Source organism: Mycobacterium sp. ZZG (assembly GCF_054786995.1).
This window is the reverse complement of record NZ_JBTBFV010000001.1, coordinates 1-26,004: the sequence shown is the minus strand read 5'-3', so window position 1 is coordinate 26,004 and position 26,004 is coordinate 1. Positions and strand designations below refer to the sequence as shown.

Here is a 26,004-nt window from a genome sequence, read left to right as displayed (position 1 = left end):
CCCCCACTGCGTTGCCTGACGGGAAAGCAGCGACGACAGACGAGGAGTCAGCGGTGAAGGTCCGGTTCGGAGTCAGCCTCGGCGTCGATGTGGAACACGAGCAACTGCCCGCTGTCGTCGACCATCTGGAGAGCACCGGGGTCGACTCGCTGTGGTTCTCCGAACTGGTGTACGCGCCTGCGGTGGAGCCCTTCGTCGGCATGACCTACGCGTTGGCCCGCACCACGCGGCTGAAGGTCGGCACCTCAGTGGCAGTGCTGCCCGGCCGGCATCCGGTGCTGGTCGCCAAGCAACTGGCGTCGCTGGCCGCGCTGGCCCCGAAAAGGGTGCTGCCGGTTTTCGGTCTGCGTTCGGCCCTGCCGGCCGAGCGGGATGCGTTCGTGGTGCCGCACAACCAGCGGGCAGCGGTGTTCGACGAGTCGCTGCGGCTGCTCCGCGCGGCGCTCACCGAGGACCTCGTCACATTCCGCGGCGAGTTCTTTTCTGTCCGCGATGTCGACATCTACCCCAAACCGGCTCCCGGCCTCGATATCTGGCTGGGCGGATCGTCCCCGGCCGGATACCGGCGCATCGGCGAGCTCGCGGACGGCTGGCTGGGCAGTTTCGTCACCCCGGCCGAGGCAGGCCGGGCCGTCGAAACGATCCGGGCGACCGCCGAGGCGGCCGGCCGGGAGGTGCCCGAGGACCACTTCGGCATCAACCTCGCGGTCGGTGACGGCGACCTGCCCGAGCCGGTCCTCGCCGCGATCCGCCGGCGACGCCCCGACCTGGACCCCACCGAGTTGGTCGCGGCCGACTGGGCGCAGCTGCACCGCCGGATCGACGCCTACGTCGGGGCCGGGCTGACCAAGTTCGTGATCCGTCCCGCGGCCCGGATGCCTACGTCCGATTTCCTCGATAGCTTCGTCAAAGAGCTTCTGCCGCGGCAGAACTGACAAACCAAGAGCCGAGTGCACGCCGATTCAGCTTGCCGCTGGGCAGGATCGGTAACTGGTCGTCGGTGGCGGTGAGCCAGCGGGTGGGAACCTTGCAGGACGACAGGGCATCCCGCGCGCGTCGCGCGACCGACTCCACGTCCACCTCGCCCCGCGCGGGTACCAGCACCGCGCAGACCTCTTCACCACGCTCGGGATGAGCGGTGCCGACGACCACACACTGCGCCACGTCGTGGAAGCTCTCGATGACCGCTTCCACCTCCAGCGGTGAAACGTTGGCCCCGGCAGTCTTGATCAGTTCGCTGGTGCGGCCGACGTAGAACAGCCGGGGATCGTCAGACCGGCGGTAGACGCGGTCGCCGGTGTGGTACCAGCCGTCGGCGTCGAACGTCTCATGGCGTTCGCGCTTGTTGTATCCCGCCATCACCCCGATGCCCCGGACGAGGAGTTCACCGACATCACCGTCGGGAACCGGTGTTCCGGTCTCGTCGACGATCTTGATGTCGGTGTAGCCGAATCCGCCCGCGGTCTCGGACATGGTGCGGTGCACCGGGAATCCATCCGGGACATCGGTCATCGCGATGTCGAGCGGGCCCTCACGCAGCATCGGGGCCGAACTGAGGTCCCGCCCCGCGAAAGTGGGGTGTTGACGCAGCTGCTGGGTGAACGCGGGCCAACCGACGAGGCCGGTGGCCCGTTCGTTCTCCGCGAGGTCGAGCGCGGCGCCGGCATCGAGCCTCGGCAGCACCAGTAGCGTGACCGGTTCGTGCAGCGCACCGGTCACGGCGAGCACCCCGCCGATCCAGAAGAACGGCATCGCCGACAGGATCACCGGGTCGGCCTCCGATCCCGTGATCGCGCGGATCGCCGCGGGCCAGGTGGAGGTCTGACGCACCAGCGTGCCGTGAGTGTGTAGGACGCCTTTGGGATCTGCTGTCGACCCGGAGGTGTGCACCATGATCGCGAGGTCGGCGGGGGACACCGCGGTCTCGGCGGCCGTCAGGATCTCCGACGACACGGAGCCGGCACCGTCCAACGCTGTCGCCCACCCGAGGTCGCTGTCTCCGGTGAGCACGATGCGCCGGAGAAAAGGCGCTTCGGGCAACATGATTCGGGGGCCGTGCGCCCCGCTCAGTCCGGGTAACGCCTCCTGCAACCGGTCGGCGACGTCGAAGTCGAGAACCCGGGTGGGGGCGATCAGCATCGCGGCGTCGGACAGCCGCAGCACCTTCGCCAGCTCGACGGGCCGATACATCGTGCTCAGCGGGACTGCGACGGCACCCACGCGTGACACCGCCAGCCACCAGAGGACCCACTCGGCGCTGTTGGGAAAGAACAGGCCGACCCGGGTGCCCTTGCCCACGCCCTGACCGAGCAGCCAGCGCGCCAACGCAGCCGAACGCCGGTCCGCGTCGGCATAGGTGAGTCGTTCGGTCGGGGTCACCACATACGGGCGTTCGCCGCAGGTGCGCGCCGCAGCCACCAGGAGGGCCGGAACGGTGAGAGCTTCCACCCGATGATCTTCCCCAACGGCTCCGCAGACCCGTTGTCGGGTGCCGGTGGCAGGATCGGCGACCGTGACCGAACGCACGACACCGCCGATGAACAGCGACGAGCGCGCGCAACTGGAGGGCTGGCTGGACTTCCAGCGGCACACGCTGCTGCTGAAATGCGAAGGGCCGGCCGAGGCGCAGTTGCGCACCGCGTCGGTGCCGCCGTCGCCGCTGACGCTGCAGGGTCTGGTCCAGCACATGGCCGAGGTGGAGCGCAACTGGTTCCGCCGCATCCTGGGCGGTGAGACGGCGCCGCCGATCTACGCCGCCGGGGCCGGCACCGACGGCCACGACGGGGGGTTCGAGCTTCGCGACGCGGTGTCGTTCGCGGATGCGACCGCGACGTGGCGTGCCGAGGTCGCGGCGGCTCAAGCCATCTGCGCGGCCCGGCGCCTGGATGACACCGCTCCGTTCATGGGCACCGACGTATCGCTGCGCTGGGTCTATCTGCACATGATCGGGGAGTACGCGCGCCACATCGGGCACGCCGACCTCATCCGTGAACGGATCGACGGTGTGACGGGCGTCTGAGTGGGACACTGCGTCTGAGTGGCACCGAGGCACGCAGCCTGCGAGATCCGGAGGTTCCGATGATCGAAATCCTCGATGACATGCCCGACGGTGTCGCGGGTTTCCGCGTATCGGGTCAGGTGAGCGGTGACGAACTGCGCGACTTCGGCACCACGCTGGCGACCATGCTCGGCGGCGACGAGATCAGGCTGGTCGAGGTGGTGGCCGACGATTACCGGGGTTTCGGCCCCGGCGGATTCCTTCAGGATCTGAAGATGGGGCTGGGCACCCTGGTGCACCGTCACTCGGCCTTCCGCCGGGTCGCCGTCGTAACGGACAAGGACTGGGTCGCGCACGCGCTGCATGCCGTCGGCTGGATGGTCCCCGGCGATCTGAAGCTGTTCGGGATCGATCAGCTCGCCGACGCCAAGACGTGGGCAGCGGGCTGACCTCGGCGAAACCGCCACTGCTGCTGGCGAAGTCCGCGTAGGGTGCCCGGCATGGCCGCAGACCGCGCAGCCGTGATCGCCGGCGGTATCCGGCTGGCGTCAGGCATCTCCTTCCTCGTGGATCCGCTTCGGGCGAACAAGCTGTGGGGTGACCCTTCCGAACCACCGCCCACGGCCAGGCTCCTACTGCGCTCGATGGGGTACCGGGACGCGTTGATCGGCGGGCTACTGCTCGCGGCCGGGCTGCGGGGCCAGGACACCCGGGGCTGGTTCCTCGCTTCCGGTGGCGCCGACGCGTCCGACCTCCTGGGCGGCATCGGCGTTCACGATCAGATGCGCCGGTCCCAACGGGTGATCGGCCTCGGGGGCGCGCTCGTCGGCATCGGAGTCGGGGTGTGGGGTGCCGCCCGCCCGCGGCGCCGGGCGCGCTGAACGCGCGCTGTCACCGCCGCCGGGCCAGCAACCACGCCTCGCCACCGGCTTCGCCGTACGCAATCGTGTCCAGGGCGGCGAACGCGACCCTCAACTCTTTGGGCCGAGCCCGGAACCGGCCGGGCGCCGCGCCCACCTCACTGAGCGCGCTGACCGCGAGCAGACCCCCTGGCGCGAGCCGGTCCACGATCGGCCCGTCGAGCCGAGGATCGCGGAACATGTTGCACAACACCATGTCTGGACGCCCGCCCGGGGGTAGTCCGGCATCGAGGTCGATCACCTCGAACCGGCAACGGGCTGCCACGCCGCAACGCTGCGCCAGGTCGCGGGCCTGGTCGACCGCCACCTCAGAGGCGTCGCAGGCCCACACGCTCAGTCCCCGCCGGGCCAGCCACACGGCGGCGGCGCCGGACCCGCAGGCCAGTTCCACGGCGTGGCCACGGGTGGGGAACAGGTCGGCGAACGGCCGGAACCGCTCCGGCAGCGCGACGTCGGTGACCGCGACGGGTCCGCGCGCGGCGTAGCGGCGGTTCCAGCGAATCGCGTCGTCGGCGGTCATGGACGGATCCGGATCCTGATCGGGCCGCGCCACTCGCCGTCGGGGTCGAGCACCTCGCCGCGCTGGGTGATCTCCACTTTCCCCGCCCGGGCCAGTTCGCGGGCGAGGTCCCGGGCGTCGACCATGACGTCGCGCCAGCGCGCGCCACCGACCGCTCGCGCGGCGTCCGACGGGCAGGTGCTGCTGCCGGGTCCGCGATGCGCGGCCAGTGCGAGGATGCCTGCGCGTAGGCGCTGCCTGATCGGAGCGTCCCCCAGCGCCAACCTGGCCCTGGCCGCCCCCGGACCGCCGCCGCCGGCAATCCGCTCCAGCTCTGCCCGCCGTTGCTCAGCCATCCGCCTCAGTGTGCACTAGGCCACACCGCGGGCCGGTGATCAGGGCGGACTGACGAACCTGTGAACCTCCCAGAGGCAGATGTGTTTACCAGCGTGCGGTTGCGGCTAGTTGTCAGCTGTTTTCCGAAGGACTGCGGGTCGTCACCCGGGATTGGAGTTCTCACGATGAAGTTGAACCACGTCCTTGCCAGTGCAGCTGTTCTCGGTGGGCTCACCGCGGGCGCGATGGGCGTTGCGGCCACGGCCGCCGCCCAGCCCGGCTGGACGCCGCCGCCGGCTCCGCCTGCCGGGCCCAACGAGGGCACCGCGCCCGCCTGGGCACCGCCTAAGCCGATCGATCCGCTGTGGGCTAACGGCCAGCCACAGGTTTGGGATGAGGGCTGGCAGCACTGGGGCGTGTGGCTGAACGGCGTGTTCATCCCCACGTACTGATCTTCGAACCGACACACCGGCAGCCGCCGACCCCCCGGTCAGCGACGGCCGGTGCCGTCTGTCGGGCTCCGGACACCGGAGTCTGTCAGGTCCCCAGCACCCGCTGGATGTCGGGCCTCATCGCGTTGAGCTGCGAACCCCAGTAGCCCCACCCGTGGGTGCCATTGGGCGGGAAGTTGAACACGCCGTTCCCGCCGCCGGCCGCCCGGTACTGCCGCTGGAACTCCTTGTTGCTGTCCAGCGTGATCGCTTCGAGCACCTGCCCCGGCACGTCGCCGCCGCCACCGAGCTCACCGGGCCGGCCGGTGCCGCAGTACACCCAGAGACGGGTGCCGTTGGCCACCAGTCGTCCGACGTTGACCGTCGGGTCGTTGCGCTTCCACGCCGGGCCACCGCCGAATCCCCACATCGCCGTCGAGCTGAAGCCACCGGCGTCGCGCATCGCGATGCTGACCAGCAGCGGCCACACGCCTTCGGAGAGGTTGAGATAGCCCGACAGCGATCCCGCGTAACTGAACTGCCCCGGGTGGTAGGCCGCCAGGATCAGCGCCGCACTGCCTGACATCGACAGTCCGACAACGGCATTGCCGCTCGGCGAGATGCCCTTGTTGGCGGCCAGGTAGGCCGGCAGCTCCGAGGTCAGGAACGTCTCCCACTGGTAGTTGTACGTGGCGCCGTTGCCGACGGCCGGGCCCTGCCAGTTGGTGTAGAAGCTCGACATGCCTCCCACCGGCATGACCACCGACACGCCGGACTCGAAGAACGTCTCGAACGCCGCCGTCTCGATGTCCCATCCGCTGTTGTCGTCGCGGGCCCGCAATCCGTCGAGCAGGTAGACCGCTTTCGGACCGCCGCCCTGGAACCGGACGGGAATGTCGCGGCCCATCGCCGCCGATGGCACCATCAGCGTCTCGACGGGCAGTCCCGGTCGCGAGTACGCCGCCGCCGTCGCCGACCCGCCGGCCACCGCGATCAGACCTGACAAAAGAAGAGTGATCACTGCGCTCACCGACAACCGTCGTGCCACGCCTCGTATCGGGTCCATTCGTTACCGCCGTCCTCTCGGCGCGCCAGAGGCGCGCATGCCTGGAAATGCACGGCCCCTGCAGACCGTTGGTTTGGCCTGCATTGCCCGTGCCGCATCCGTTACTTCGTCATGTGACGATTCGGTGTTACGGTCGGCGGGCGCTTCGGCTGGAAGACGGGCGGGTACTAGCCTCGGCGTGATGAGCCAGAGTCGTCCCAAGGTGTTGATCATCGGCGGCGGGTTCGGGGGGCTGTTCTGCGCGCGCCGACTGGCCCGGGCCGCGGTGGATGTGACCGTATTGGATCGGTCGGCCGGGCACCTTTTCCAGCCGTTGCTTTACCAGTGCGCGACCGGAACTCTGAGCATCGCGCACATCAGCAGGCCGCTGCGCGAGGAGTTCGCCCGGCACGCCAACATCCAGACGCTGCTCGGGGAGGCGATCGGAATCGACCCCGACCGGCGCGTCGTGACGGCTCTGCGCCCCGACGAGACCTCCTTCACGGTGGACTATGACGTGCTGGTCGTCGCGTCCGGAATGCAGCAGTCTTACTTCGGCAAACCTGAGTTCGCGCAGTGGGCGCCGGGGATGAAGACCCTCGACGACGCACTGGGCATCCGGCAGCGCATCTTCACCGCGTTCGAGATCGCCGAGACCCTGCCCCCTGGACCGGAGCGCGACGCTTGGTTGACCTTTGCCGTCGCCGGCGGCGGACCGACCGGGGTCGAGCTGGCCGGCCAGATCCGTGAGATGGCCACCCGGACGCTGGCCAACGAGTTCCACAGCATCGAGCCGGGGGAGTCCCGGGTGCTGCTGTTCGACGGCGGGGACCGATTGCTGAAGAGTTTCGCACCGGACCTGTCGAGCAAGGCGGCCCAGACCCTGCAGAGGCTCGGGGTGGAGATGCATCTAAGCGTCCACGTCACCGATGTGCGGCAGGACGGAGTGACCGTGACCCCGAAGTCGGGCGGGCCCGGGGAGCAGTACGCGCCGCGCACGGTGTTCTGGACCGCCGGTGTCGAGGCGGTGCCGTTCGCGCGGCATCTGGCCGAGGTGCTCGGTGTGCCGACCGACCGCGCCGGCCGCCTGGCTGTCGGGCCCGACCTGTCGGTGCCCGATCGCCCCGAGATCTTCGTCGTCGGCGACCTGGTGGGCCGCGACGACCTGCCCGGCGTCGCCGAGAACGCGATGCAGGGCGGCCTGCACGCGGCCAACTGCATCCGCCGCGACCTGGCCGGCCGGCCCCGGCGCCGGTACAAATACCGCGACCTCGGATCGGCGGCCTACATCAGCCGCGGCCACGCACTGCTGCAGGTCGGCCCGGTCAGGATGTCGGGGTTGCTGGGCTGGATCGCATGGGGCCTGTTGCACATCGCGTTCCTCACCGGGATGAGCAACCGCATCAGCACCCTGACAACGTGGTTGGCCGCCATTGCCCGCGGAGGCCGCTACCACCGGGCGTTCATGTTGGGCAGTGCCACCACTCCCGAACACCGCTACACGTGGTCGAGCTGGGATCTGCCGACCTCGCCGACGCAAGCAGGTGTGAACAACGGCGCACCGGGCATACGTTCGGCCATGACGATTTCACCGGACGACGTGCGGCGCCTTCTCGACTCCGACGACGACGGTGCGACGCTCGTCCTGATCGAGGGCCGTGCCGAAGTGATCAGCGGCGAACAGAAGGCCGGCGACGCCTACCGCGGCGCGCTCGAAGTGATCTCCCGCCGGGAACTGCTTGACCGCACCGGCGGCGCGAGCCGGCTGACCGATGACCAACTGACCGCGCAGGCCGCATCGCTCGACACCGCGGTCAACGAACTGGGCGGTTAGCCCGCCCCGGCCAGGGTTGCTCGTTGCGTTCCCACCTGGCGCGCTCCTCGGCCTGGCTGTCGGTCCAGAAGTCCTCGAAGCGTTGTCCTGGTCGGGTGTTCGGCACGCGGTTCATGGCGCGGCGCAGCCACTCCGGCGGCCGGGATGGCTCCCATTGGGGCACAACGAAACTCAGTGAGGCCATGGTCTTCAGTGTGACGAAGACCCCGAAGAACGTGCTCGGGGCATCGGTGAGCGCCACCGCGAGGAGGCCTAAGATCAGCGTCAGGTGTACGACGATGACGCGGCTGAACCCGCGCTGGGCGAGCGTTTCGAGCTGACGGAACGACCACGCACGTAATCCGGCCAGGTCGACCACGAAATCGACGCACAGGAACGCCATCACGAACAGGCATCCGTATCCGACACTGCGCCAGTCGATTTCGGCGAGACCCTGCTGCCCGTTGCGGCTGAGCAGGAACAGGATGACCGCCATGAACACGCCGTGCGCCGCGGTGAAGCTGAGATTGGCGACCAGGAAACCGGACAGGAAGGATGCTGAACTCTTCGACCGTTGCCGGTTGGTGGTCGCCGCGATGTACTCGTGGTGACCGCGCCGAGGCGCCCACCGTTGATGAAGAAGGATGCGCCCGGCGATGAACAGGGAACCGGCGAGCGTCTCGAACCAGTAGACCACCAGCGTGGTCGCCCCTGACCAGCCCTCGACGAACCAGCCGACCGCAGGCACCGCGACGACGCCCAGCACCGCGAGCACATGAGCCAGACGCGTCATGACGGCGCGCTCAGCCGTGCCCTGCGCGCCACTTGTCCAACATCCGGCGATCCCGTTTGGTCGGGCGGCCGGCGCCCCTGTCCCGGACCGCGAGCGGCACCGACAGCGCGGGAGGCGGCGGGGGAGTCCGGTCGAGGTAACACGTCACGGCGTCCGCAGCGCCGACGCGCTTCTGGATGATCCTGGCGACCTCGACGATGCGGGTGGTCTCCCCGACACGGGCACGGACTTCGTCGCCGGGGGACACCGGGGTGGACGGCTTGGCCGGCCGGCCGTTGACTTTGACCTGGCCGCCACGGCATGCCGACGCGGCGTCCGGTCGGGTCTTGGTGAGCCGGACCGCCCACAGCCAGCGGTCCACGCGAGTGGACTCCATGGGATTCATCATCGCCTACCGGCTCTGCCAGGTTTGGGCGACAGGCGTTTGTGGGCAGTGTGACGGGTATGAGCGACGACAAGAAGGTCACGGTGGAGCGGACCATCGACGCACCCGCCGACGCGGTGTTCGATGTCCTGTCCAACCCGCAGCGGCACCAGGTACTCGATGGCTCCGGCTTCGTCCGCGGCGTGGATCACGCCGACCGGATACAAAAGGTGGGCGACGTGTTCACGATGAACATGCAGGGCGACCACATGGGCGGCGAGTACAAGACCGACAACCACGTCTGCGGGTATGTGAAGGACAAGCTGCTGGCGTGGCAGACCGCTCCTGCGGGCACCGAACCTCCGGGATGGGAATGGCTGTGGGAGTTGGAGGCCCACGGACCCAACGAGACGCTGGTCCGTCACACCTACGACTGGTCGAAGGTCACCGACAAGCGGCTGCTGGAAAAGGTCAAGTTCCCGCTGGTCACCGAGGACCAGCTCAGCGATACGCTGGCTCGGCTCGCAGCCGAGACCTCGTCATAACCCAACCCGTCACGACATCGCTCAACCGGTGACTTCGAGGATCTTGATCGCGAAGATCAGCGAGTCACCGGGCAGGATGCCCGCGCCGGGCTGGCCCTCGGGGTAGCCGTCGGCGGAGGTCATCGCCACCGCGACGGTGGAGCCGACGTTCTGACCGGCGATGGCCTTCTGGAACCCGGGCACGACCCCATCGAGCGGGAACTCCACCGGCGCACCGCGCTCATAGCTGCTGTCGAACACCGAACCGTCGCGACCGTTCACACCCATGTAGCAGACGGACACGGTGGCGGTGTCGGCCACGACAGGCCCTTCGCCGGCCTGCAGCGTCTGCACCTGGGTCTCCGCGACGCTGAACGGTGGCGTCACGGTGATCAGCGGAGCTGTCGTATCGGTCGAACCGGTCACCGCGACGTCGCCGGCGGTGCCGGGCAGCGTCCACTCCGGCGAGCCGGTGCCGTCGGGGGTCGCGGTCGGGCAATCCGGCGCCTGGGCGTCCGACGAGGGCACCAGAGTCGAACCGCAGGAGGTGAGGGTCATGGCCGAGACAGCGCCGGCGGCGAGCGCGACGGCGGAACGCAGACGAAGGGATTTCACCGGCGCCACGCTACCGGCATGCCACGGGTGCGCCTGCACGCCGGCGTCATCGGCGACGAGCTGACCGGGCTGTTCTGCACGGCCGACGTGGTGGTCGCGCCGGCGGTGGCAGCGAGCGATCTTCGGTGGTGACGCCAATGGCGTTGCTGCTGAACGGTGATCGCGGTGTTGACGATCAGCCGAGCGGACGTCGCGCATCTACGGAAACCCCGCAATACACGCCTGACGCTCTCCCAACCGGCCCCTGAAATATTCCTTGACAGGAATATCTCACGACCTTAGGGTTGGCGCCATGCAGCCCACCGTCTTCGCGGCACTCGGCGAGCCGAGCCGCCTCCGGATGGTCGAACTGCTGCGCACCGGACCGATGTCGGTGGGGGAGATCGCCGAGAAATTGGACATCCGCCAGCCGCAGGTGAGTAAACACCTTCGGGTTCTTGGGGAATCGGGGATCGTCTCTGGTGAGGCTGTGGCCCGCCGGCGGATCTATCACCTCACCGCCGAGCCCTTCGAGCAGATCGCCGAGTGGATCGAATCCTTCGAAACGTTGTGGGAGACCCGTCTCGATTCGCTGGGCAGCTACCTCGATTCCATCACCGATCAAGGGAATGGCCCTGCCCCGGAAGACCTTTGACACGGCAGCCACCGCCGGCACGCCCACCGGAACGCTTCATCGAGAGATCGTCACACGAGCCGTCGGCGGACGGCAGATCGGAGATCACCATGCTCTTGCAGCTCCTGAAACCGAAGAACCTCAGCTTCGAGCGCACCTACCGCGCTCCAATGGAGACGGTCTGGCGGGCCTGGACCGATCCCGACATTTTGCGGCAGTGGTGGGGACCGGAGAAGACGGTCGTTCCCGAGTGCCGTGTCGACCTGCAGGTCGGCGGTGAGCTCTACATCGTCATGGAGGCCGGCGAGGCGATGGGCAAATACCAGGGCACCCGGTGGCCCATGGCGGGCACGTTCACCCGGATCGATGCGGGCGCCGGCCTGACCTACGACGCCCGGTCATGGACCGAGGGAGAGGAGGAGGGGACCACCATCCACCACACCAACGACGTCACACTGTCCGCGGGTGACGGCACCACCACGGTGCGCCTTCAGGTCACGATCACCAAGATCGGTCCTAAGGCCAAGCTGGCGGCGTTCGGCATGAAGTGGGGATACAAGGCGCAATTCGACAAGCTGGAGAAGTACCTTTCAGCCCACGCTTGAACCCGGTTGGTCAGCGCGGCGACCCGCTCCTGGCCGCACCACGTGACGGCGGTACCAGCGCCGCCCGTGCCAGCGCTGATAGTGCCAGGCCGCCGCGGGGAGCGGACCACGCCGGTGCAGCCAATACCGCTGGGGCAGGTCGAGCTCCGGTGTGCGACGGCCGATCTCGATCTCTGCGAGCACCACGCCGGGGCCCTCGTCGGCGCGGCGTTCGGCGATAACCTGACCGCGGGCGTCGGCGATCAGGGTGGAGCCCTCGAAGTGGCCGCGATACGTGACCGGCAGCCAGGGCATGCGGCATGTCAGACCGCCGGAGTGCGCCGCGTGCAGGATGGGTGCGCCCACATACCGGGCGAACATCGGCGCGACAGTTCTCGCCGTCGTGGAGTTGTCGTGTTCCCAGCGGTCGAACACGGCGCGGGGGTGCCACCCGGGGATCGACCACCACCCCGAACCTGTCATGAGCAGATCGACTCTCGAGCGCAGGCGCGCGGCGGTACGCGTGCGCATCAGCTCCCAGCACACCGCGGCGCCCACCTGATAGCCATCTGCTGTGAACACGCCGTCGTCGCGTCCACCGGTGTAGAACGCGTTCTCCCACATCGTCGGGAGGTCTTTGTCATGCCGTCCTACAAGTCCGTTCGGCCCGACCGCCAAGTAAGCATTGCGCACGTGCCCGTCGGCGTCTCGACAGAGAAAGGAACCGCCGACCAGAGCCTGATGCCGACCGGCGAGCGTGATGAGCAACTCGGTCGCCGCACCGTCCGCAGGGAGCGCGGCGTCCTTGAGTGAATCGACGAAGCCGATACCCGTTGAGAAGAACTCGGGAAGCGCGATGATCCGGGCGCCGGCGCGGCCCGCCTGGTCGGCGAGTTGTTCGCATGCGGCCAGGTTGGCGGACACGTCGCCGAGAACCGCCTCCAATTGGACTGCCGCTACCCGCACCATGACTGGACATAGTAGAGAACACACGCAGCGGGCCGCCTGGCAGAACCCGCGACGGGTAAGACCTACCGCTGCCCGTGCAGGTACTTCGCCGTGGGGGACGTGGGGACCGTGACCGGATCGGGGTAGGTGCCCAGCACCCGGTCGGCTGTGCCGGTGCTGGTGACCGTGTACCAGTAATGCTCGTTCTTGAAGTGGTGCTGGCGGTGGTTGCGCCAGATCGCCCGATAGACGGCGGTCTTGGGCTTGTAATCGGTGTGGACGAGGAAGTGACACCACTCGTAGCACAGGCCCAGCACTGTCAGGAAGGTGAGGAAGGTGAGGCCGAGCGCTGTGCGCGGAAACGCCAGCAAAGCGATCCCCAGTGCGACGGGCAGCACCCAGACCACGGCTTGCCATGGGATGAAGATGAGCGCGATGTCCCTCGGATCGACGTGGTGTTCCCGATGTTTGCGTGCCAGCAGAGGGTCGATACGCAGCATGCCGAGCTGGCGTGGTCGCCAATGCAGGATGCACACGTGCACAAGCCATTCGAAGAACGGGAAGGCTGCGAGCATGACTGCGGGCACGAGGACGTCGGTGATCTGCCAATCTCCGAGGGCGATGCGGACGCCGGCCGCCACGACGAGCGTCGCGCCGATCATCCAGGGTGAGGGATGACGCCAGAATTCGCGCCCCGCGTCCAACAGCGTGAATCGTCTGCGGGCTGATCGGGCCGGGGTGGTCGTCATCAGCGTTCCTCCAGGGTGTGCAGTGCATCCAGCAGAGCGTTCGTCGCAGGTTCGAGGAGTTGGTGAGCCTCGGCGTGGGCCGCGGCGGAGTCGCCGGCCAGGACCGCGTCGGCAACCGCTCGGTAGGCGTCCACACGGCCGACTTCGGCGGCCATCATCGTGGCTAGGGCGGACAGCGCGGGTTCGTAGGTGGCGCGCAGCGTGTTGAACATGAGCCGGAATGCGATGGAGTCGGCTCCGTCGACGAGGTGGTCCCAGAAGTCCAGCGCGTGTCGTTGCGCGGCAACGGGATCGGTTTCGTCGTTGAGCGCACGTACGGTGGCATTCAACTCGTCCGACAGCTCGGGGCCGCGGCGCTGCGCCGCGAGCTCGGCCACTTTGGGTCCGTTGTGCAACCTGGTCTCGAGGATGCTGCCGACGACGGCAAGGTCGAGTTCACCGGCCCGGATCAGCAGCCGGGGGAGTAAATCGAGCCCTGCGGTGCGCCGGAAGTCGCGCACTGTGGTGGCGTCGCCCTGGCGAACCTCGATCAGTCCCGCGGCGGCCAGCCGCTTGAGCGCCTCGCGAATCGCGGGCCGCGAGACCCCCAACACCTCGGCGAGCCGCCGCTCGCTCGGCAGCGTCTCACCCGGCCGCATCTCACCACTGAGGACATCGTCGATGATCTGCTCGAAAACGTCCTCCGGGACCGAGCGACGGTTCACCGGTCGCAGTGCCATGCCACCGAGGATTGCAGGACCGACGGTCAGACGTCAACTGGTCAGGCCAATCCGCAGGGCGTTGTCACCGCTGCCTGGCCTCTACTATGTCGATCTCCTGCTGCCCCGGTGCTGGGTTTTTTCGGCCTGACAGGCCAACTGTGTGCATCGGGCTTGGGACCGGCAGGACCATGTCGATCGCGCGTCGAGGTGGGAAGGTTCTTTTGCAAACGGTGGGCGCCGGTGATTGCCCCACGGGACACACGACCCCAATAAGGTTGGGAGGCGCGGAGTTGCTGCACTCATCGTCGACCGTACGCCCCTGGGTCTGGATGCTGCGACTGCTCGCCGTCACGGCCACCCTTCTCGCCGGATGCAGTAGCTCGACCAACTCCGCCGAGACCGGTACCCCCGCCCCACCCAACGGCTCGCCGGCCCCAGCCCCGGCAGCCGGCACTGACATACCGGCACTCGTTCGACAGGTTGAGCCATCGGTCGTCACGGTGCTCACCGAGACCGGTGTGGGCAGCGGCATTGTGTACAGAGCCGACGGCACAATCGTCACCAATGCGCACGTGGTCGCGGGCGCGCAGGACGTCACGATAGCCCTCGCCGATGGGCAACAGGTTCAGGGAAAGGTTCGTGGCGTCGACGAGGTTTCCGACGTCGCCGTCATTCAAGCCGACCGAAAGAGCCTGCCCGCCGCGAAATTTCAGAATCCGCTGCCCCAGGTCGGCGAACTCGCCGTCGTCATCGGCAGCCCACTGGGATTCGAGGCGACAGTGACATCCGGCATCATCTCGGGATTGCACCGCCAGATCCCCGGGTCGGCGTCCACCGGCGCGTCGCTCGTCGACCTGATCCAGACCGACGCCGCCATCTCCCCGGGCAACTCAGGGGGTGCGGTTCTCGATGCGCAAGGAGAAGTTGTCGGCATGAGCGTGGCCTACATTCCGCCGACGGCGGGTGCGGTGGCCCTTGGGTTCGCAATCCCGACGGCGACCGTCGTCGACGTCGCCGATCAGCTGCTGACCACCGGTACCGTCCGCCACTCGTATATTGGCATTCAGCCCGCTACCCTCACCCCCGAGATCGCACGCCTGCTGGGAGTCAACCGCACGAGCGGAGTGGTGGTCATGCGGGTCTCCACCCCGAGTCCCGCTGCGGAGGCAGGCATCCGACCGGGCGACATCGTCATCGCATTCAACGGTGAGGAAACCGCGACAGCGGAGGAACTCATAGCAGCGCTTCGCGGCACCAAGCCAGGCGACCGCGTCCGGTTGACGGTCCTGCGCGGAACCGAGACCCGAGAGATCACAGTGGTAGTGGCGGAGCGTCCCGCCGCGTAGAGCGATCGTGCCGTATTCGGAGTCGGCCTTGTGCTGAGGGGGCGAACTCGGCGCCGAAAATTCGGCTCGTCGGCCCCACTCCGTGGCTCCCCTCGGCATCGCACACTACGGGGAGGACGCAGACACTCGAAAAGGAAGCAGTTGTGAACGACGGACCGCGGAGATGCTGCTGACTCGGATCACCCTCGAGAACGTCATGCCGGAGAACGACATTGCACGGGCAATGATCATGACCGCCGGTCGACGATGACGGTCGACGACGGCAACGCTCTTGGGGGACCGGCTGGGCGCGAACCCAACACCGACGAATTGCGGGGGCCGCAGGAGGTTGAGGGGCGGTCGGTCGGCTACCTGGAGTTGTTCTTCGACCTCACATTCGTATTCGCGATGTCGCAGGTCACTCACCTAATGCTCAGCGACATGTCCTGGCAGGGTTTCGCCGGGGCATGCTTGCGCTCTTCGCCCTCTGGTGGGCGTGGGTCTGCTACGCCTGGCTGACCAACATGTTCCCAACCGCGCGGGTGATCTACACCGCCCTGATCGTCCTCTCGATGGCGGCGATGATGATCGCGGTGATCGTGCTGCCCATTGCATTCACCACGGGGACCCTCATTTTCGGGCTCGCGTTGCTTGCTGTCCGGCTCATCAACGCCGGGCTGTTCATCACCTCGGCATCCCGAGGCGAGGCTGAATTGATGTCGACGATCCGGCGGCTGAGTGTGGGCCTGCTTGTCGGGCCGACCCTGATCGTCGCCGCCGCGTTTGTGGACTCCCCTTACCGCGAGCTGCTGTGGGTAGCGGCGGCCGCAGCCGATTTCGGCAGTCCCTTGTAGCGGGAACCAACGGACTTCTGGTCGTGCCTTCGTATTTCGTCCATCGCCACGGTTTGGTCATCATCATCGCGCTGGGCGAGGCGATCATCGCGCTGGGAGGCGGTGCATCCGAACACCATCACCATCCCGGTGTCCTGAGCGCTGCGGTTCTCGGAGTGCTGATCACGGCCACCCTGTGGTGGACCTACTTCGGCCTCGCCGCGGGCGCCGAAGAACGTCTTCGACGAACACCCCCTTCCGAGCGGGCGGCGTTGGCCCGCGACGCCTACAGCTATCTGCACCTGCCGCTCGTCGCGGGGATCATCTTCTTCGCCCTCGGGGCACGGGTTTCGGTGGAACACCTCGACAAGCCGCTGGCGCCGCTGGCCGCCCTCGCCCTCACTGGTGGATTGGCGCTGTTCTACGTCGGCGAGGTCGCCTACCGATGGCGTGATCACCACCAGTTGGTAGTCGATCGGCTCCTCACCGCGGCCGCCTACCTCATGGTGTTTCCGGTGGCGACCGAAGTCCCCGCGCTGGTATCGCTGACCCTCCTTACCACGATCGGAGCCTTACGACTCGCATGGGAGCTGTGGCGGCGCCCCCAGATCGGAACCGTCAGAGCGGGAACAGTGCATTGACATGACCTGCCGGGCCGAACCGGCTCGGCGAGATTGCGCCTGCGGGTCCGGTTCGGTGTCGCCGACGACAATGCCAAAGTTGAGCGTTGGCCTGCTCGGGCCGGTCTGGATCTTTGGAGCGGAGGTATCGAGTGACCCATCCCTCAGGTATTCCGGTGTTGGAAAGGTTCTTCCGCTCGGTGGGCGGCATCAAGATCGACAAGAACGATGTGCGCCGCTTCCGCGAGTTCATCGACGAGAAGATCGATGACATTGCCATCGCCGGGCGTAATTCGGCCAAATGGAACGGGCGTGACGTGATCGTGCCGCAGGACCTTCCGATCACCAAGGGCGTTCAGGAGCGAATGCGCGAGTTCGACAAGCTCGAGGAGGCCGAGGAAATCCGTGAGCTGCTGCGCCAGGCGGTGAGGAATCCACCCGGGGACGTCATGTTTGCCGAGGATACCGAGCAGCTGCTGCCAGAGTTGTTCGGCGGGTTGAGTATTGCGGTGGCCCGCTCGTTTCGCGTGGTGGACGCCACCGTGTCCAACCCGTCGACCGAAGATTGGGATCGGGTGTATGAGCTCTTTCGGCTGGTGTTCTGATGTTCGCCGTGTCTCGCCCGTCGTGACGGACTTACCGCTGATTCGTAAAGGGGAAATGACATGACTTCGGCACTGCAACGTTCCGCCGGCCAGGCGGAGAGGCGCCCATGGCGCGAGCTCGAGAATCTTTATGCCGAGATGGGTCGGCTCGCGCAGTCGGTGTTCGGTGGATCCACGAGTGAGGGTGCGTGGATGCCCGCGGCCGATATCGTTGAGACCGACAGCGCCTACATCATCGAGCTTGAGCTTCCGGGGGTGCGGAGCGAAGACGTGGACGTCACGATGAACGGCAACGAGTTGGTGGTCACCGGCGAGGTGAAGGAGCGCAAGCGCGAGGGCCTGTTCCGTCGCCGGACACGAAAGGTCGGTCGATTCGAATTTCGGGTAACGCTGCCGGGCTACCTGCGCAACGGCGACGTCGAAGCAACGTTGGCGTATGGCGTCCTCAAGGTTTATGTGCCCAAAGAAAGCACACAGTCGAACAAGATCACAGTGAGTGAGTCAGTCGAAGGCTGACCTAGAGACCCGTGGGACCGGGCCGCTGGTCAGCCTCAGGATTGAGGAACCGCCACGCCCGTGTCGCCGCATGGAGGTTGAACCGGGTATCGACTTTGCGGAGGTCGTGGCCGGTGAGTTCGGCGATGCGCGCCAGCCGGTAACGCAGCGTGCTGCGATGGATGTGCAGTGCGGCTGCGGACTCGTCATAGTTTCCACCGCATTCCAGGTAATCGCTGAGCGTCAAGACCAATTCGGAGTTTCTGCTCTCGTCGTAATCCAGGAGTGCGCCCAGCCATTCGCGGACGAAGGCTTCAACCGTCGCGCCCTCATGGGCGGCGGCGATCAGACGATAGAAGCCGAGGTCGTCGAAAGCCGCTGCGCCGTGAGGATTGGCCGAGCGCAGCCGGATGTTCAGGGCGCGACGCGCCTCGATGAAGGACCGCGGCAAGTCGTCGGGCACTTCGCAACGAGTGCCGATGCCGATCACACTACTGGCCTCACCGAGGGCTTCAGTGATCGCGTGGTAGAACGCCCGCGGGTCCGGACGGCCGTCGGTGAGCAGCACCACCAGGCCCTCGCGGAACCCCTGCAGGTAGCTCAGGTGCAACGCAGCCGCTGCGCGCCCAGCGACGGTTGCGACCGCGCTGTCTGCGTGACCGGGGGTTTGCACCGCCACCACGTAGTGCGGGCGCCGCAGGTCATGGCCGAGGGCATCGGCACGCGCGTACGCACCGTCCCGATCGGTGCCTGCCAGCAGATCGTCGACCAGATTGCGGCGCAGATTGAGCTCCATTTCGGCGAGATTTCGCTTGTGGGCAAGCGCCAACGCGAGCACCCTGGCGCCGAAGCACAGCGCGACCAAGCTGTCTTCGGTCACCGTGTTCCCCGAGTCCTGCAATGCCAGGACTCCGAGGACCGCACCTCGGGACTGGACAAGCGCGAGCACGCGGCCTCCGATCCGCGCCGAACCGTTCTGTGCCGCCAGCTCGTGCAGCAACAGCGCGCGCTCGTCCGTTGTCTGCTTGGGGTAGGGGCGGGGCTCTCCAGGTCCGGCCCAGCAGCGCAGGTTGCCGAACCTGTCCTCGAACCCCACAGACAGCCCCGTCAGGGCATACAGCGCATCCGCGACACCCAATTCCCCCGTTCCCGCTGCCACCGCCGAGCTCAGAATCTCCTGCATGTTGGTTTGGCGTTGCAACCGCAAAACAGAGGTGGCGAGCTCGCGATTCGTTTTCTCCAGTTCGCTGTTCGCCTTCGCCAGCAGGCCGGCATAGCCGATGTTGTGGTCGCGCAATGCTGCATACGCCAGGGCGGCGCCGGCTTGCTGCGCAAGGATATTCAGCAACAGCATGTGGTTTTCCGACGGGGCGCTGACGGCACTGAGCACCAGGCAACCCAGAGCGGAGCTCTGGTGACGCAGCGGAAGCCCCCACGCCCACCGTCCGTCCTCTACATCGATCTGCCTGTCGCAGCCGGACTCACGAAGCTGTCGTTCAATTTCGGGATACTCGGGCTGGGAACATGGAAAGCGAGCGAACTCACGGTCTACACACCTGTAACTGGCCTTCACCTCACAGGGTGAGACGTTTCCGACTGCGCCCGCGGCAACCTCGAAGATTCCGCCAGTGTCACAGTCACCGTAGTCGACGCGCGAGAGCGCGGCCAGTTGCGCTGGCGAAACCAGTCCGGCTTGCCAGCTCTGCCCTGGCGGGCTGAGCGATTCGGCATTCATGGTGAAGTGGCCGCGCTGACCGAGTCCTTCTGTTACCACGGCGTAGTCCGCTGATCCGTTACTGCCGAGGGATACCCGTCGCTGGCGACTCGAATCGCGTTTACGGTCCAAAAGTGCCCGCCCGGCGCCCGGCACCGACAGCCTATTCCCACGGGATGCGGTACGGACGAGTTACCGCCAAGAACAATGGGGCGCACCACGAAGCCTCCTGGACCAGCGGCGCATTGGCCGAGAGGCGGCGGCTCACCGCCAGGGCACTACAGCCGGAGCTGTCCGGATGATCATCCCCTGACGAGGCCGGCGCGTTTCGTTCGGCAGGCGCCAGTGCGAACTGCAGCAGGGTGATTAGGGCGTCATCGCATGCGCAGGTGGGCAGTCGCCCCGACGCAGGGTGAGGAATTGATCCGCCAGCCACACCAAAGCCGGACCGTTCGGATCCACGCCGGGGAGCAGGTCCAGCATCGTGTAGGCATCACTTACGCACTTCGTCAGAAAGTCCCGTTCCTTCTGCTCCAGACCAGCCTGTGTCGTCACGGTGAGATTCCTTTCCGAGCCCGTCGAGGAGGCGGCGAAACCCGCCCATCGGTACTCTGCCTCACGATCCGGCCGCAGTCGTCGACCCGTAAGGACCATCAAGCAGCATCCGAATCGTCCTTCGAAGGCAGATGAAGTGTCAGCCTGCGGCTCCAGCTGTCAGCGCTGTGGGTCAGGGTTGAGAATGCCGGGGATGACGAAGTCGCGAAGCAGCGCGCGGCGGTCGGGCCTGGTCTCGTCGGGACGCACCGTGAGGTGTTCCATCAGCAGCATCTGCGCCACCTGCACCAGCCAGTCGGCGACGGCATCGGGGTCGAGTTGTTCACGCAGTTCGCCGCCGGCCTTGGCTGCCTCGACATGCGGTCGCAGCACGTCGCGGATCCGGTCGCGGAACGCTCCCGACGCCGCGGCGGAAACCGTCATGGTCAGGCTTTCCGGGGAAAACAGCACGCTGAGCCAACGGGACTCTTCGACGGCTCCGACCGCGCCGTCCAACGCGTCGAGCAGGCGCTCACCAAAGGGTCCGACTCGCAGCAGCGCCTGTTCGGCGCTGTCGATGACTCCGGCTGTCTCGCGCAGAAGCACGAAAGCAAGGACGTCGTCGCGGGTTCCGAAGTACCGATATACCGTTGTGCGGTGCACCAGGGCCTCTTTGGCGATGTCATCGACGGTGGTCCGACTGACGCCGCGGCGCTCATAGCAGACCTCGGCCGCGTCCAGTAGGCGCCGGCGTGCCTCGTCGTCGTCGACCGGTGGTCGGTCACCCCAGGGAGCCGGACGAGAGACCTGCCCAGTGACGCGAAGTCGGCGCGGTGCCACGATTCTCTCCGTCCGTTGAGGCCACCCTGAAGACAACCTAGCGAACGCCTCGCAGCATCCGGTTCATTCGTCGACTAACCCGACTCCGCGACGCGCCTACATCGCGGCGTCCGGCCGGCTTCTCGTCGGCGTGAATGTCACCCGCAAGGCATTGGGCCCACGCAGCGTGGTGCCGACTTGGCTTGTGATGGTGGAGGTCTCGGCATAGCGGGGGTCGAGCGCGAGATCGGGCAACCGCTCGATCAGGGCCCGCAGCGCGGCGAGAAGTTCGGTGTTGGCCAGCCAGTTCCCGATGCAGCTGTGGCGGCCCTGCCCGAACGACACGGTCGGCATCACGTTGCGGGTGATGTCGAAGTCGTCAGGCCGCGGGTACACGGCCGGGTCACGGTTGGCGGCGTTAATCGCGAAGATCATCGGGGTCAGAGCTGGGATGTCGATCCCCTGCCACGTTGTGGCCTCAGGGCAGGCGCGCGGCAACATCCCGACCGCGGGCTCCCATCGCAGGCCCTCCCAGATCGCGGACTGGAGGTAGCGGTCCGGGTCAGAGCGCAGTAGGTCCAGTTGGTCGGGATGATTGAGCAGCGCCGACAAGATGTTGCCCAGAGCCAGCGTGGTGGTGTCGGCGCCGAGTGGAAACAGCATGCGCAGGAACGTGAGTATCTCCTCGTCTGAGAGATGCTCACCGTCCTCAGTGGTTTCGGTGACCAACATGGAGATCATGTCGTCGCCAGATTCCCGGCGGCGCGCGGCCAGTAGCGGAGCGACGTAGGCGGTGAATTCGGCGGCACAGGTGACCGCCGTCGGCGGGTCGAAGGGGTACTGGATCATCGCCTGCGCCCAGCGGTGGATCTTGGCTTCGTCGTCGACAGGGAACCCCAGCAGGCGGCTGATGATCAGCAGTGAGTAGCGGTGCGTGAATTCGACGACCAGATCGGCGGTGCCGCGGGCAGCGAACTGGTCGATCAGCTCGTCGATGACCGGTTCGATCACGGGCTCCAGGTAGTCCTGGACGCGGCTGCGCCGTAGCGGCGCCGACACCACGCCGCGGCTGGCGCGATGCTCGGCGCCCGACATGCTGAGCACGGTCCTGCCGAACACGGGTTCGGTGGTCATCGCATACACCGGTGCTGCGGGGAATGTCGCTTCGTCGCGGAAGGCCGCCCGGACCAGCTCGTCGGTCAACAACAAGACCGCACTGACTCCGGCAAACGGCACGATCGCGTACGGCCTGCGCTGGCGGAGTCGGGCGAGCACAGCGTGGAGGTCTGGTTGATCGTCGAAAGCGAAGTCGATGCCCTCGACGTCGAGGGATCCCAGGGTGTGCATGAGGCCTCACCCTAGACGCTGTGCAACACTCGACGCAATATGTCGCACGTTGCAAGCGGGCCGATGAGTCGCGATGCCGTAGGCGGCGACCGTCCTCAGGAGGCGAGATGACTGACAGCAGAGCCGACCACACGATGCCGGCGGGGCCATGGTGAAGCGTCCGCCTCACGAGGATGCCTACAGCGTCCGCCTGGCCGGGGTGGTGCGGTTCGCCGTCACGCACAAGGGAATCGTCATCGGCACCTGGGTGGGTCTGGCCGTGGTTCTCGCGATGTTGTTTCCGCAGTTGGAAACTGTGGTCAAACAACAGTCGCTGGACCCGATCCCACGCGACGTGGCGTCGTTCCAGACGCTGGACCGGATGGGCAAGGCGTTCGGCGAGGAGGGGTCGACGACGACGGTGGTCGTCGCGATGGAGAATCCAGAAGGGTTGACCCCGTCGGCGCGGGAGCGTTATGCCGCAATGGTATCCGCGTTGCGCGCGGACTCGGAGAACGTGCCACTGGTCCAGGACCTGCTCGCCGATCCCGTCACCGCCGGCCAAGCAGTGAGCGCCGATGGAAAGGCCTGGTATCTGCCGGTCGGCATTGCGGGGACGCTGGGCGGGCCGCGGGCCGCCGAATCCGTCGCGTCGATCCGCGAGATCGCCGCCCATGCGTTCGACGGCACGTCGACGGTCACCTACGTCACCGGTCCGGCTGCCACCATGAGCGATCAGATCGTCGCGGCGGAACGGGATCTGCTGTTCATCTCGGTGGCCACCGCCGGCCTGATCGCGGCGATCCTGCTGATGGTCTACCGCTCGGTGTTCACCGCGCTGCTGCCGTTGCTCGTCATCGGCGTCAGCCTCGGAGTCGGTCGGGGAGTCCTGTCGGCGCTGGGCGAACTGGGCATGCCGGTCTCGCAGTTCACCATCGCGTTCATGACCGTGATTCTGTTGGGCGCCGGCACCGACTACTCGGTGTTCCTGATCAGCCGGTACCACGAGCAACGACGCCAGGGCGTGGCTCCGGACCAGGCGGTGATCAACGCGACGGCGACGATCGGGCGTGTCATCCTGGCCTCAGCGGCGACCGTTGCCCTGGCGTTCGTGGCCATGGCGTTCGCGACACTGACCATCTTCGCCACGTCGGGCCCCGCATGTGCGGTGGCGGTGATGGTCGGGTGCCTGGCAACGGTGACGCTTTTGCCGCCGGTGTTGGTGCTGGCGGCCAAGCGTGGCATCGGCGAACCCCGCAAGGACCGAACGCGCGCCTACTGGAATCGGATCGCGGTGATGGTGGTCCGCAAGCCGGTGCCGCTGCTGGTGATCAGTCTCGTGCTGCTCCTGGCATTCGGCGGTGTGGCGCTGACACTGCGCATGAGCTATGACGACCGCAAGGGGCAGCCATCCACTACCGCCAGCAATGAGGGTTATCGCTTGCTGGACAGGCACTTTCCCAAAGACGTCATCATCTCCGAGTTCCTCGTCGTGGAGTCGCCGACGGACCTGCGCACCGGCAGGGGCCTGGCCGATCTCGACGAAATGGCGTCACGGGTCTCCCAGATACCCGGGGTCGATCGCGTCGTCGGCGTCACCCGCCCGACAGGGGAGCGGCTGGATCAGGCACAGCTGTCGTGGCAGAACCGACAGATCGGTGACAGGCTCGCGGCCGCCGTCACCGACGGTGACGCCCGCAAGAATGATCTGGCGAGGCTGACGGACGGCGCCGATCAATTGGCCGACGGTCTGACCCAGCTCGACAGCAGCGTGCGGTCTGCGCTGGGACCGCTGACCGGTTCGCTCGATCAGGCGCAGCAGGCCGGCCAGACGATTCAGCGTTACCGGCCGGCACTGCAGCAGTTGACTGCCATGGGGCCCAATGTCGATCGTGTCGTCAAGGACGGACGGCAGATACGTCCGCTGGCTGAACGGGCAGCCGGGGCGATCGCCGTCATCGATCCGCTGGCGGCCCTACTCGGCGCCTCGCCGCTCTGTGCGGCCACGGCGGAGTGCGGGGCGTTGCGCGACCACGTCCAGACGCTGGTGGCGTTGCGCCACGCGGGATTCTTCGACCAGATTGCAGTTCTGGGGGATGAAATGACCGCGCAGGACCCGGATTTCTCAATGTCAGAGGCGATCACCCAGTTGCAGGGTGCCGCGGATTCGCTGGACCGGAGCATGGATGTCCTCGGCGGACCTGGCGCCGACCTACCCGCGCAGATCGCACGCCTGCAGAACGGCATCGGACAGCTCGCCGCGGGGGCGCGGGCGCTGGCGGTCGGAGTGCACACCCTGGTGGACAGCAATATCGAAATGCTGGGCGGGATGAGCCAGATCGCGGCACAACTGCAGGACTCCGCACGCGGCACGGCCGGGTCAGACGCAGCGACAGGCTTCTTCCTGCCGGCCAGCGCGCTGCAGAACGAAGACTTCGCAAAGGTTGCCCGACAATTCATCTCACCCGACGGCAGAACGGCACGGTATGTCATCGAATCTCAGTTCGATCCCTATACCGCAGAGGCGATGACGCTTGGAAAGCACATCACCGACGTCGCAGCAGCGGCGACACCCAACACGTCGCTGGCCGAAGCCAGCGTGGCCATGGCGGGATTCCCGGCCATCAACACCGATATTCAACGGTTGATGGGGCGCGACTTTCTGCAACTGGCCATCGCGACTCTCGTCATCGTGGCCTTGATCCTGGTGGCGCTGCTACGGGCGGTACTGGCACCGATCTACCTGCTGGCCACCGTCGTGCTCAACTACGCCGCCGCGCTGGGCATGGGCGTGCTGGTCTTTCAGTACGGCCTCGGTCAGGACATCGCGTGGCCCGTCCCGCTGTTGTCGTTCATCATCCTCGTGGCCGTGGGTGCGGACTACAACATGCTGCTCATCTCACGCCTTCGCGAGGAATCGGCCAACAACATCCGCGTGGGAGTGATGCGCACCGTCGCCAGCACCGGCTCGGTCATCACATCGGCCGGATTCATCTTCGCGGCGAGCATGTTCGGGCTGATGGTGGGATCCATCGGAATCATGATTCAGATGGGCTTCGTCATCGGCTGCGGTCTGCTGCTCGACACGCTTGTTGTGCGGACGCTGACGGTGCCTGCCATCGCGACACTGTTAGGAGAGGCAAGTTGGTGGCCGAAACACCGCGTGTAGATCGGGAAGGGCGTCATTCCAGAGGTGTCAGGCTGACGCGAGCCGCGGCTTGAGCACCACCTTTGTCCAACCGTTGTCGCGGGCGTCGAAGTGCTGGTACGCGTTCGGCGCATCAGATAACGGCAGCTCGTGAGAGACGATCCACGATGGCTTGGCCCTGCCCTGGTGGATCAGTTCTCGCAATTCGCGGTTTGACCCGTCCCGGCGTTTCCGGAGACTTCCGATCTTGGGAGGATCTGGGTTATGGGACGTGTCAGCAAGTACCCCGAGGAGCTTCGTGAGCGTGCGGTGCGCATGGTCGCCGAAGTCCGCCCGCAGTACCCGTCGCAGTGGGCGGCGATCACCGCGGTCGCGGGCATGTTGGGAATCGGCACCCCGGAGACGTTGCGGACCTGGATACGGCGTTCGGAGGTCGATACCGGCCAGCGGCCGGGGGTGACGACTCAGATCGCCGAGGAGAACAAGGCGCTGCGCAGGGAGATCGCCGAGCTGCGTCGGGCCATCGTTATCTTCGGCCGGGTGTCTGGGGCGGTGCGTTCATCAGGGCGTTCACGTTGTGGACGTTGTCTTTGTGGCAGTAAGTCGGGCGGTGCGGAGTTGACCGTGCAGCTGGGCGACTTGATCGCGTAGT

General features: G+C 66.8%; 27 protein-coding genes and 3 pseudogenes. 16 read left to right on the top strand and 14 right to left on the bottom strand.

Features of this window, described 5'->3' with window-relative positions; translation table 11 throughout:
• The first annotated feature begins 53 nt into the window (after nt 1-53).
• Nucleotides 54-935 (top strand): TIGR03854 family LLM class F420-dependent oxidoreductase, encoded by an 882-nt coding sequence (locus ACXMYJ_RS00150; protein WP_460353090.1) that lies wholly within the window; start codon nt 54-56, stop codon nt 933-935.
• Here ACXMYJ_RS00150 and ACXMYJ_RS00145 read toward each other — a convergent pair.
• Entirely contained in the window at nt 907-2,448 is a 1,542-nt protein-coding gene (locus ACXMYJ_RS00145; protein WP_460353087.1) for a class I adenylate-forming enzyme family protein, read from the bottom strand. The two genes, ACXMYJ_RS00150 and ACXMYJ_RS00145, sit on opposite strands and share 29 nt — an antisense overlap.
• Nucleotides 2,449-2,536: 88 nt before the next feature.
• On the opposite strand from ACXMYJ_RS00145, the gene ACXMYJ_RS00140 reads away from it, so the two are divergent.
• The 3 genes from ACXMYJ_RS00140 to ACXMYJ_RS00130 are packed head-to-tail and all read left to right on the top strand — an operon-like array spanning nt 2,537 to nt 3,879.
• Nucleotides 2,537-3,019, top strand: a complete 483-nt coding sequence (locus tag ACXMYJ_RS00140; RefSeq protein ID WP_260758132.1) for a DinB family protein — start codon at nt 2,537-2,539, stop codon at nt 3,017-3,019.
• Nucleotides 3,020-3,078: 59 nt separating this feature from the next.
• Nucleotides 3,079-3,447, top strand: coding sequence for a SpoIIAA family protein (locus ACXMYJ_RS00135; protein WP_260752883.1), 369 nt, complete (start codon nt 3,079-3,081; stop codon nt 3,445-3,447).
• A gap of 51 nt (nt 3,448-3,498) precedes the next feature.
• Nucleotides 3,499-3,879: a DUF4267 domain-containing protein gene (locus ACXMYJ_RS00130; RefSeq protein ID WP_460353083.1), complete on the top strand. Its 381-nt coding sequence runs from the start codon at nt 3,499-3,501 to the stop codon at nt 3,877-3,879.
• 10 nt (nt 3,880-3,889) lie between these two features.
• Here the strand turns inward: ACXMYJ_RS00130 and ACXMYJ_RS00125 are convergent, their stop codons facing one another.
• Nucleotides 3,890-4,438 (bottom strand): class I SAM-dependent methyltransferase, encoded by a 549-nt coding sequence (locus tag ACXMYJ_RS00125; protein WP_260752885.1) that lies wholly within the window; start codon nt 4,436-4,438, stop codon nt 3,890-3,892.
• Nucleotides 4,435-4,773, bottom strand: a complete 339-nt coding sequence (locus tag ACXMYJ_RS00120; protein WP_260752886.1) for a DUF3253 domain-containing protein — start codon at nt 4,771-4,773, stop codon at nt 4,435-4,437. Before ACXMYJ_RS00120 ends, ACXMYJ_RS00125 begins: the two co-directional genes overlap by 4 nt.
• Before the next feature lie 165 nt (nt 4,774-4,938).
• On the opposite strand from ACXMYJ_RS00120, the gene ACXMYJ_RS00115 reads away from it, so the two are divergent.
• Entirely contained in the window at nt 4,939-5,205 is a 267-nt protein-coding gene (locus ACXMYJ_RS00115) for a hypothetical protein (protein WP_260752887.1), read from the top strand.
• Nucleotides 5,206-5,290: 85 nt separating this feature from the next.
• Here ACXMYJ_RS00115 and ACXMYJ_RS00110 read toward each other — a convergent pair whose 3' ends face one another.
• The gene (locus tag ACXMYJ_RS00110) at nt 5,291-6,250 is read right to left on the bottom strand and encodes an alpha/beta hydrolase (RefSeq protein WP_260752888.1); all 960 of its coding nucleotides are present in this window, start codon (nt 6,248-6,250) and stop codon (nt 5,291-5,293) included.
• Between the two features lie 181 nt (nt 6,251-6,431).
• On the opposite strand from ACXMYJ_RS00110, the pseudogene ACXMYJ_RS00105 reads away from it, so the two are divergent.
• Nucleotides 6,432-7,751: pseudogene (locus ACXMYJ_RS00105) on the top strand (NAD(P)/FAD-dependent oxidoreductase); the annotation flags it as partial.
• A gap of 292 nt (nt 7,752-8,043) precedes the next feature.
• Here the strand turns inward: ACXMYJ_RS00105 and ACXMYJ_RS00100 are convergent.
• Nucleotides 8,044-8,835, bottom strand: coding sequence for a DUF6498-containing protein (locus ACXMYJ_RS00100; RefSeq protein WP_460353078.1), 792 nt, complete (start codon nt 8,833-8,835; stop codon nt 8,044-8,046).
• A gap of 10 nt (nt 8,836-8,845) precedes the next feature.
• Complete coding sequence (locus tag ACXMYJ_RS00095) at nt 8,846-9,211, bottom strand: RNA-binding S4 domain-containing protein (RefSeq protein WP_260752891.1); 366 nt, start codon at nt 9,209-9,211, stop codon at nt 8,846-8,848.
• 68 nt (nt 9,212-9,279) lie between these two features.
• Here ACXMYJ_RS00095 and ACXMYJ_RS00090 point away from each other — a divergent pair, with 68 nt between their 5' ends.
• Nucleotides 9,280-9,744 carry an SRPBCC family protein gene (locus ACXMYJ_RS00090; RefSeq protein ID WP_260752892.1) on the top strand — a complete coding sequence of 155 codons (465 nt, stop codon included), beginning with the start codon at nt 9,280-9,282 and terminating at the stop codon, nt 9,742-9,744.
• 21 nt (nt 9,745-9,765) lie between these two features.
• Here ACXMYJ_RS00090 and ACXMYJ_RS00085 read toward each other — a convergent pair whose 3' ends face one another.
• The gene (locus ACXMYJ_RS00085) at nt 9,766-10,347 is read right to left on the bottom strand and encodes an FKBP-type peptidyl-prolyl cis-trans isomerase (RefSeq protein ID WP_260752893.1); all 582 of its coding nucleotides are present in this window, start codon (nt 10,345-10,347) and stop codon (nt 9,766-9,768) included.
• A 283-nt stretch (nt 10,348-10,630) separates the two neighbouring features.
• Here ACXMYJ_RS00085 and ACXMYJ_RS00080 point away from each other — a divergent pair, with 283 nt between their 5' ends.
• Complete coding sequence (locus tag ACXMYJ_RS00080) at nt 10,631-10,972, top strand: ArsR/SmtB family transcription factor (RefSeq protein WP_460353074.1); 342 nt, start codon at nt 10,631-10,633, stop codon at nt 10,970-10,972.
• Between the two features lie 89 nt (nt 10,973-11,061).
• On the top strand, nt 11,062-11,556 hold the full coding sequence (locus ACXMYJ_RS00075) for an SRPBCC family protein (protein ID WP_260752895.1): 495 nt from the start codon (nt 11,062-11,064) through the stop codon (nt 11,554-11,556).
• Here ACXMYJ_RS00075 and ACXMYJ_RS00070 read toward each other — a convergent pair.
• The 3 genes from ACXMYJ_RS00070 to ACXMYJ_RS00060 all read right to left on the bottom strand — a co-directional run bounded on the left by ACXMYJ_RS00070 (nt 11,542) and on the right by ACXMYJ_RS00060 (nt 13,951).
• Nucleotides 11,542-12,504: a carbon-nitrogen hydrolase family protein gene (locus tag ACXMYJ_RS00070; protein ID WP_460353071.1), complete on the bottom strand. Its 963-nt coding sequence runs from the start codon at nt 12,502-12,504 to the stop codon at nt 11,542-11,544. The two genes, ACXMYJ_RS00075 and ACXMYJ_RS00070, sit on opposite strands and share 15 nt — an antisense overlap.
• A 62-nt stretch (nt 12,505-12,566) precedes the next feature.
• Complete coding sequence (locus ACXMYJ_RS00065; RefSeq protein ID WP_460353068.1) at nt 12,567-13,232, bottom strand: sterol desaturase family protein; 666 nt, start codon at nt 13,230-13,232, stop codon at nt 12,567-12,569.
• Nucleotides 13,232-13,951 (bottom strand): FadR/GntR family transcriptional regulator, encoded by a 720-nt coding sequence (locus tag ACXMYJ_RS00060; RefSeq protein WP_260752898.1) that lies wholly within the window; start codon nt 13,949-13,951, stop codon nt 13,232-13,234. The genes ACXMYJ_RS00065 and ACXMYJ_RS00060 overlap by 1 nt, the downstream gene beginning before the upstream one ends.
• A gap of 275 nt (nt 13,952-14,226) precedes the next feature.
• On the opposite strand from ACXMYJ_RS00060, the gene ACXMYJ_RS00055 reads away from it, so the two are divergent.
• The 5 genes and pseudogenes from ACXMYJ_RS00055 (at nt 14,227) to ACXMYJ_RS00035 (ending at nt 17,832) form a co-directional block, all read left to right on the top strand.
• Nucleotides 14,227-15,279, top strand: a complete 1,053-nt coding sequence (locus tag ACXMYJ_RS00055) for a S1C family serine protease (RefSeq protein WP_460353506.1) — start codon at nt 14,227-14,229, stop codon at nt 15,277-15,279.
• 246 nt (nt 15,280-15,525) lie between these two features.
• Nucleotides 15,526-16,112, top strand: a pseudogene (locus ACXMYJ_RS00050) (low temperature requirement protein A).
• Between the two features lie 23 nt (nt 16,113-16,135).
• Nucleotides 16,136-16,732, top strand: coding sequence for a low temperature requirement protein A (locus ACXMYJ_RS00045; RefSeq protein WP_460353065.1), 597 nt, complete (start codon nt 16,136-16,138; stop codon nt 16,730-16,732).
• 131 nt (nt 16,733-16,863) lie between these two features.
• A complete protein-coding gene (locus ACXMYJ_RS00040) occupies nt 16,864-17,316 on the top strand; it encodes a DUF1931 family protein (RefSeq protein ID WP_260752901.1) in 453 nt (150 codons plus the stop codon).
• Nucleotides 17,317-17,376: 60 nt separating this feature from the next.
• Complete coding sequence (locus tag ACXMYJ_RS00035; RefSeq protein ID WP_260752902.1) at nt 17,377-17,832, top strand: Hsp20/alpha crystallin family protein; 456 nt, start codon at nt 17,377-17,379, stop codon at nt 17,830-17,832.
• 1 nt (nt 17,833) lies between these two features.
• Here the strand turns inward: ACXMYJ_RS00035 and ACXMYJ_RS00030 are convergent, their stop codons facing one another.
• The 4 genes from ACXMYJ_RS00030 to ACXMYJ_RS00015 form a co-directional block, all read right to left on the bottom strand.
• Nucleotides 17,834-19,165, bottom strand: coding sequence for a PucR family transcriptional regulator (locus ACXMYJ_RS00030; protein WP_460353061.1), 1,332 nt, complete (start codon nt 19,163-19,165; stop codon nt 17,834-17,836).
• A gap of 726 nt (nt 19,166-19,891) precedes the next feature.
• Nucleotides 19,892-20,080, bottom strand: coding sequence for a hypothetical protein (locus ACXMYJ_RS00025; RefSeq protein WP_460353057.1), 189 nt, complete (start codon nt 20,078-20,080; stop codon nt 19,892-19,894).
• 159 nt (nt 20,081-20,239) lie between these two features.
• A complete protein-coding gene (locus tag ACXMYJ_RS00020; protein WP_460353054.1) occupies nt 20,240-20,899 on the bottom strand; it encodes a TetR/AcrR family transcriptional regulator in 660 nt (219 codons plus the stop codon).
• Between the two features lie 96 nt (nt 20,900-20,995).
• Nucleotides 20,996-22,225: a cytochrome P450 gene (locus ACXMYJ_RS00015; RefSeq protein WP_460353050.1), complete on the bottom strand. Its 1,230-nt coding sequence runs from the start codon at nt 22,223-22,225 to the stop codon at nt 20,996-20,998.
• A 148-nt stretch (nt 22,226-22,373) separates the two neighbouring features.
• Between ACXMYJ_RS00015 and ACXMYJ_RS00010 the strand changes: the two genes are divergently transcribed.
• On the top strand, nt 22,374-25,373 hold the full coding sequence (locus ACXMYJ_RS00010) for an MMPL/RND family transporter (RefSeq protein WP_460353047.1): 3,000 nt from the start codon (nt 22,374-22,376) through the stop codon (nt 25,371-25,373).
• Between the two features lie 243 nt (nt 25,374-25,616).
• Nucleotides 25,617-25,937: pseudogene (locus ACXMYJ_RS00005) on the top strand (transposase); the annotation flags it as partial.
• Nucleotides 25,938-26,004 lie beyond the last annotated feature (67 nt).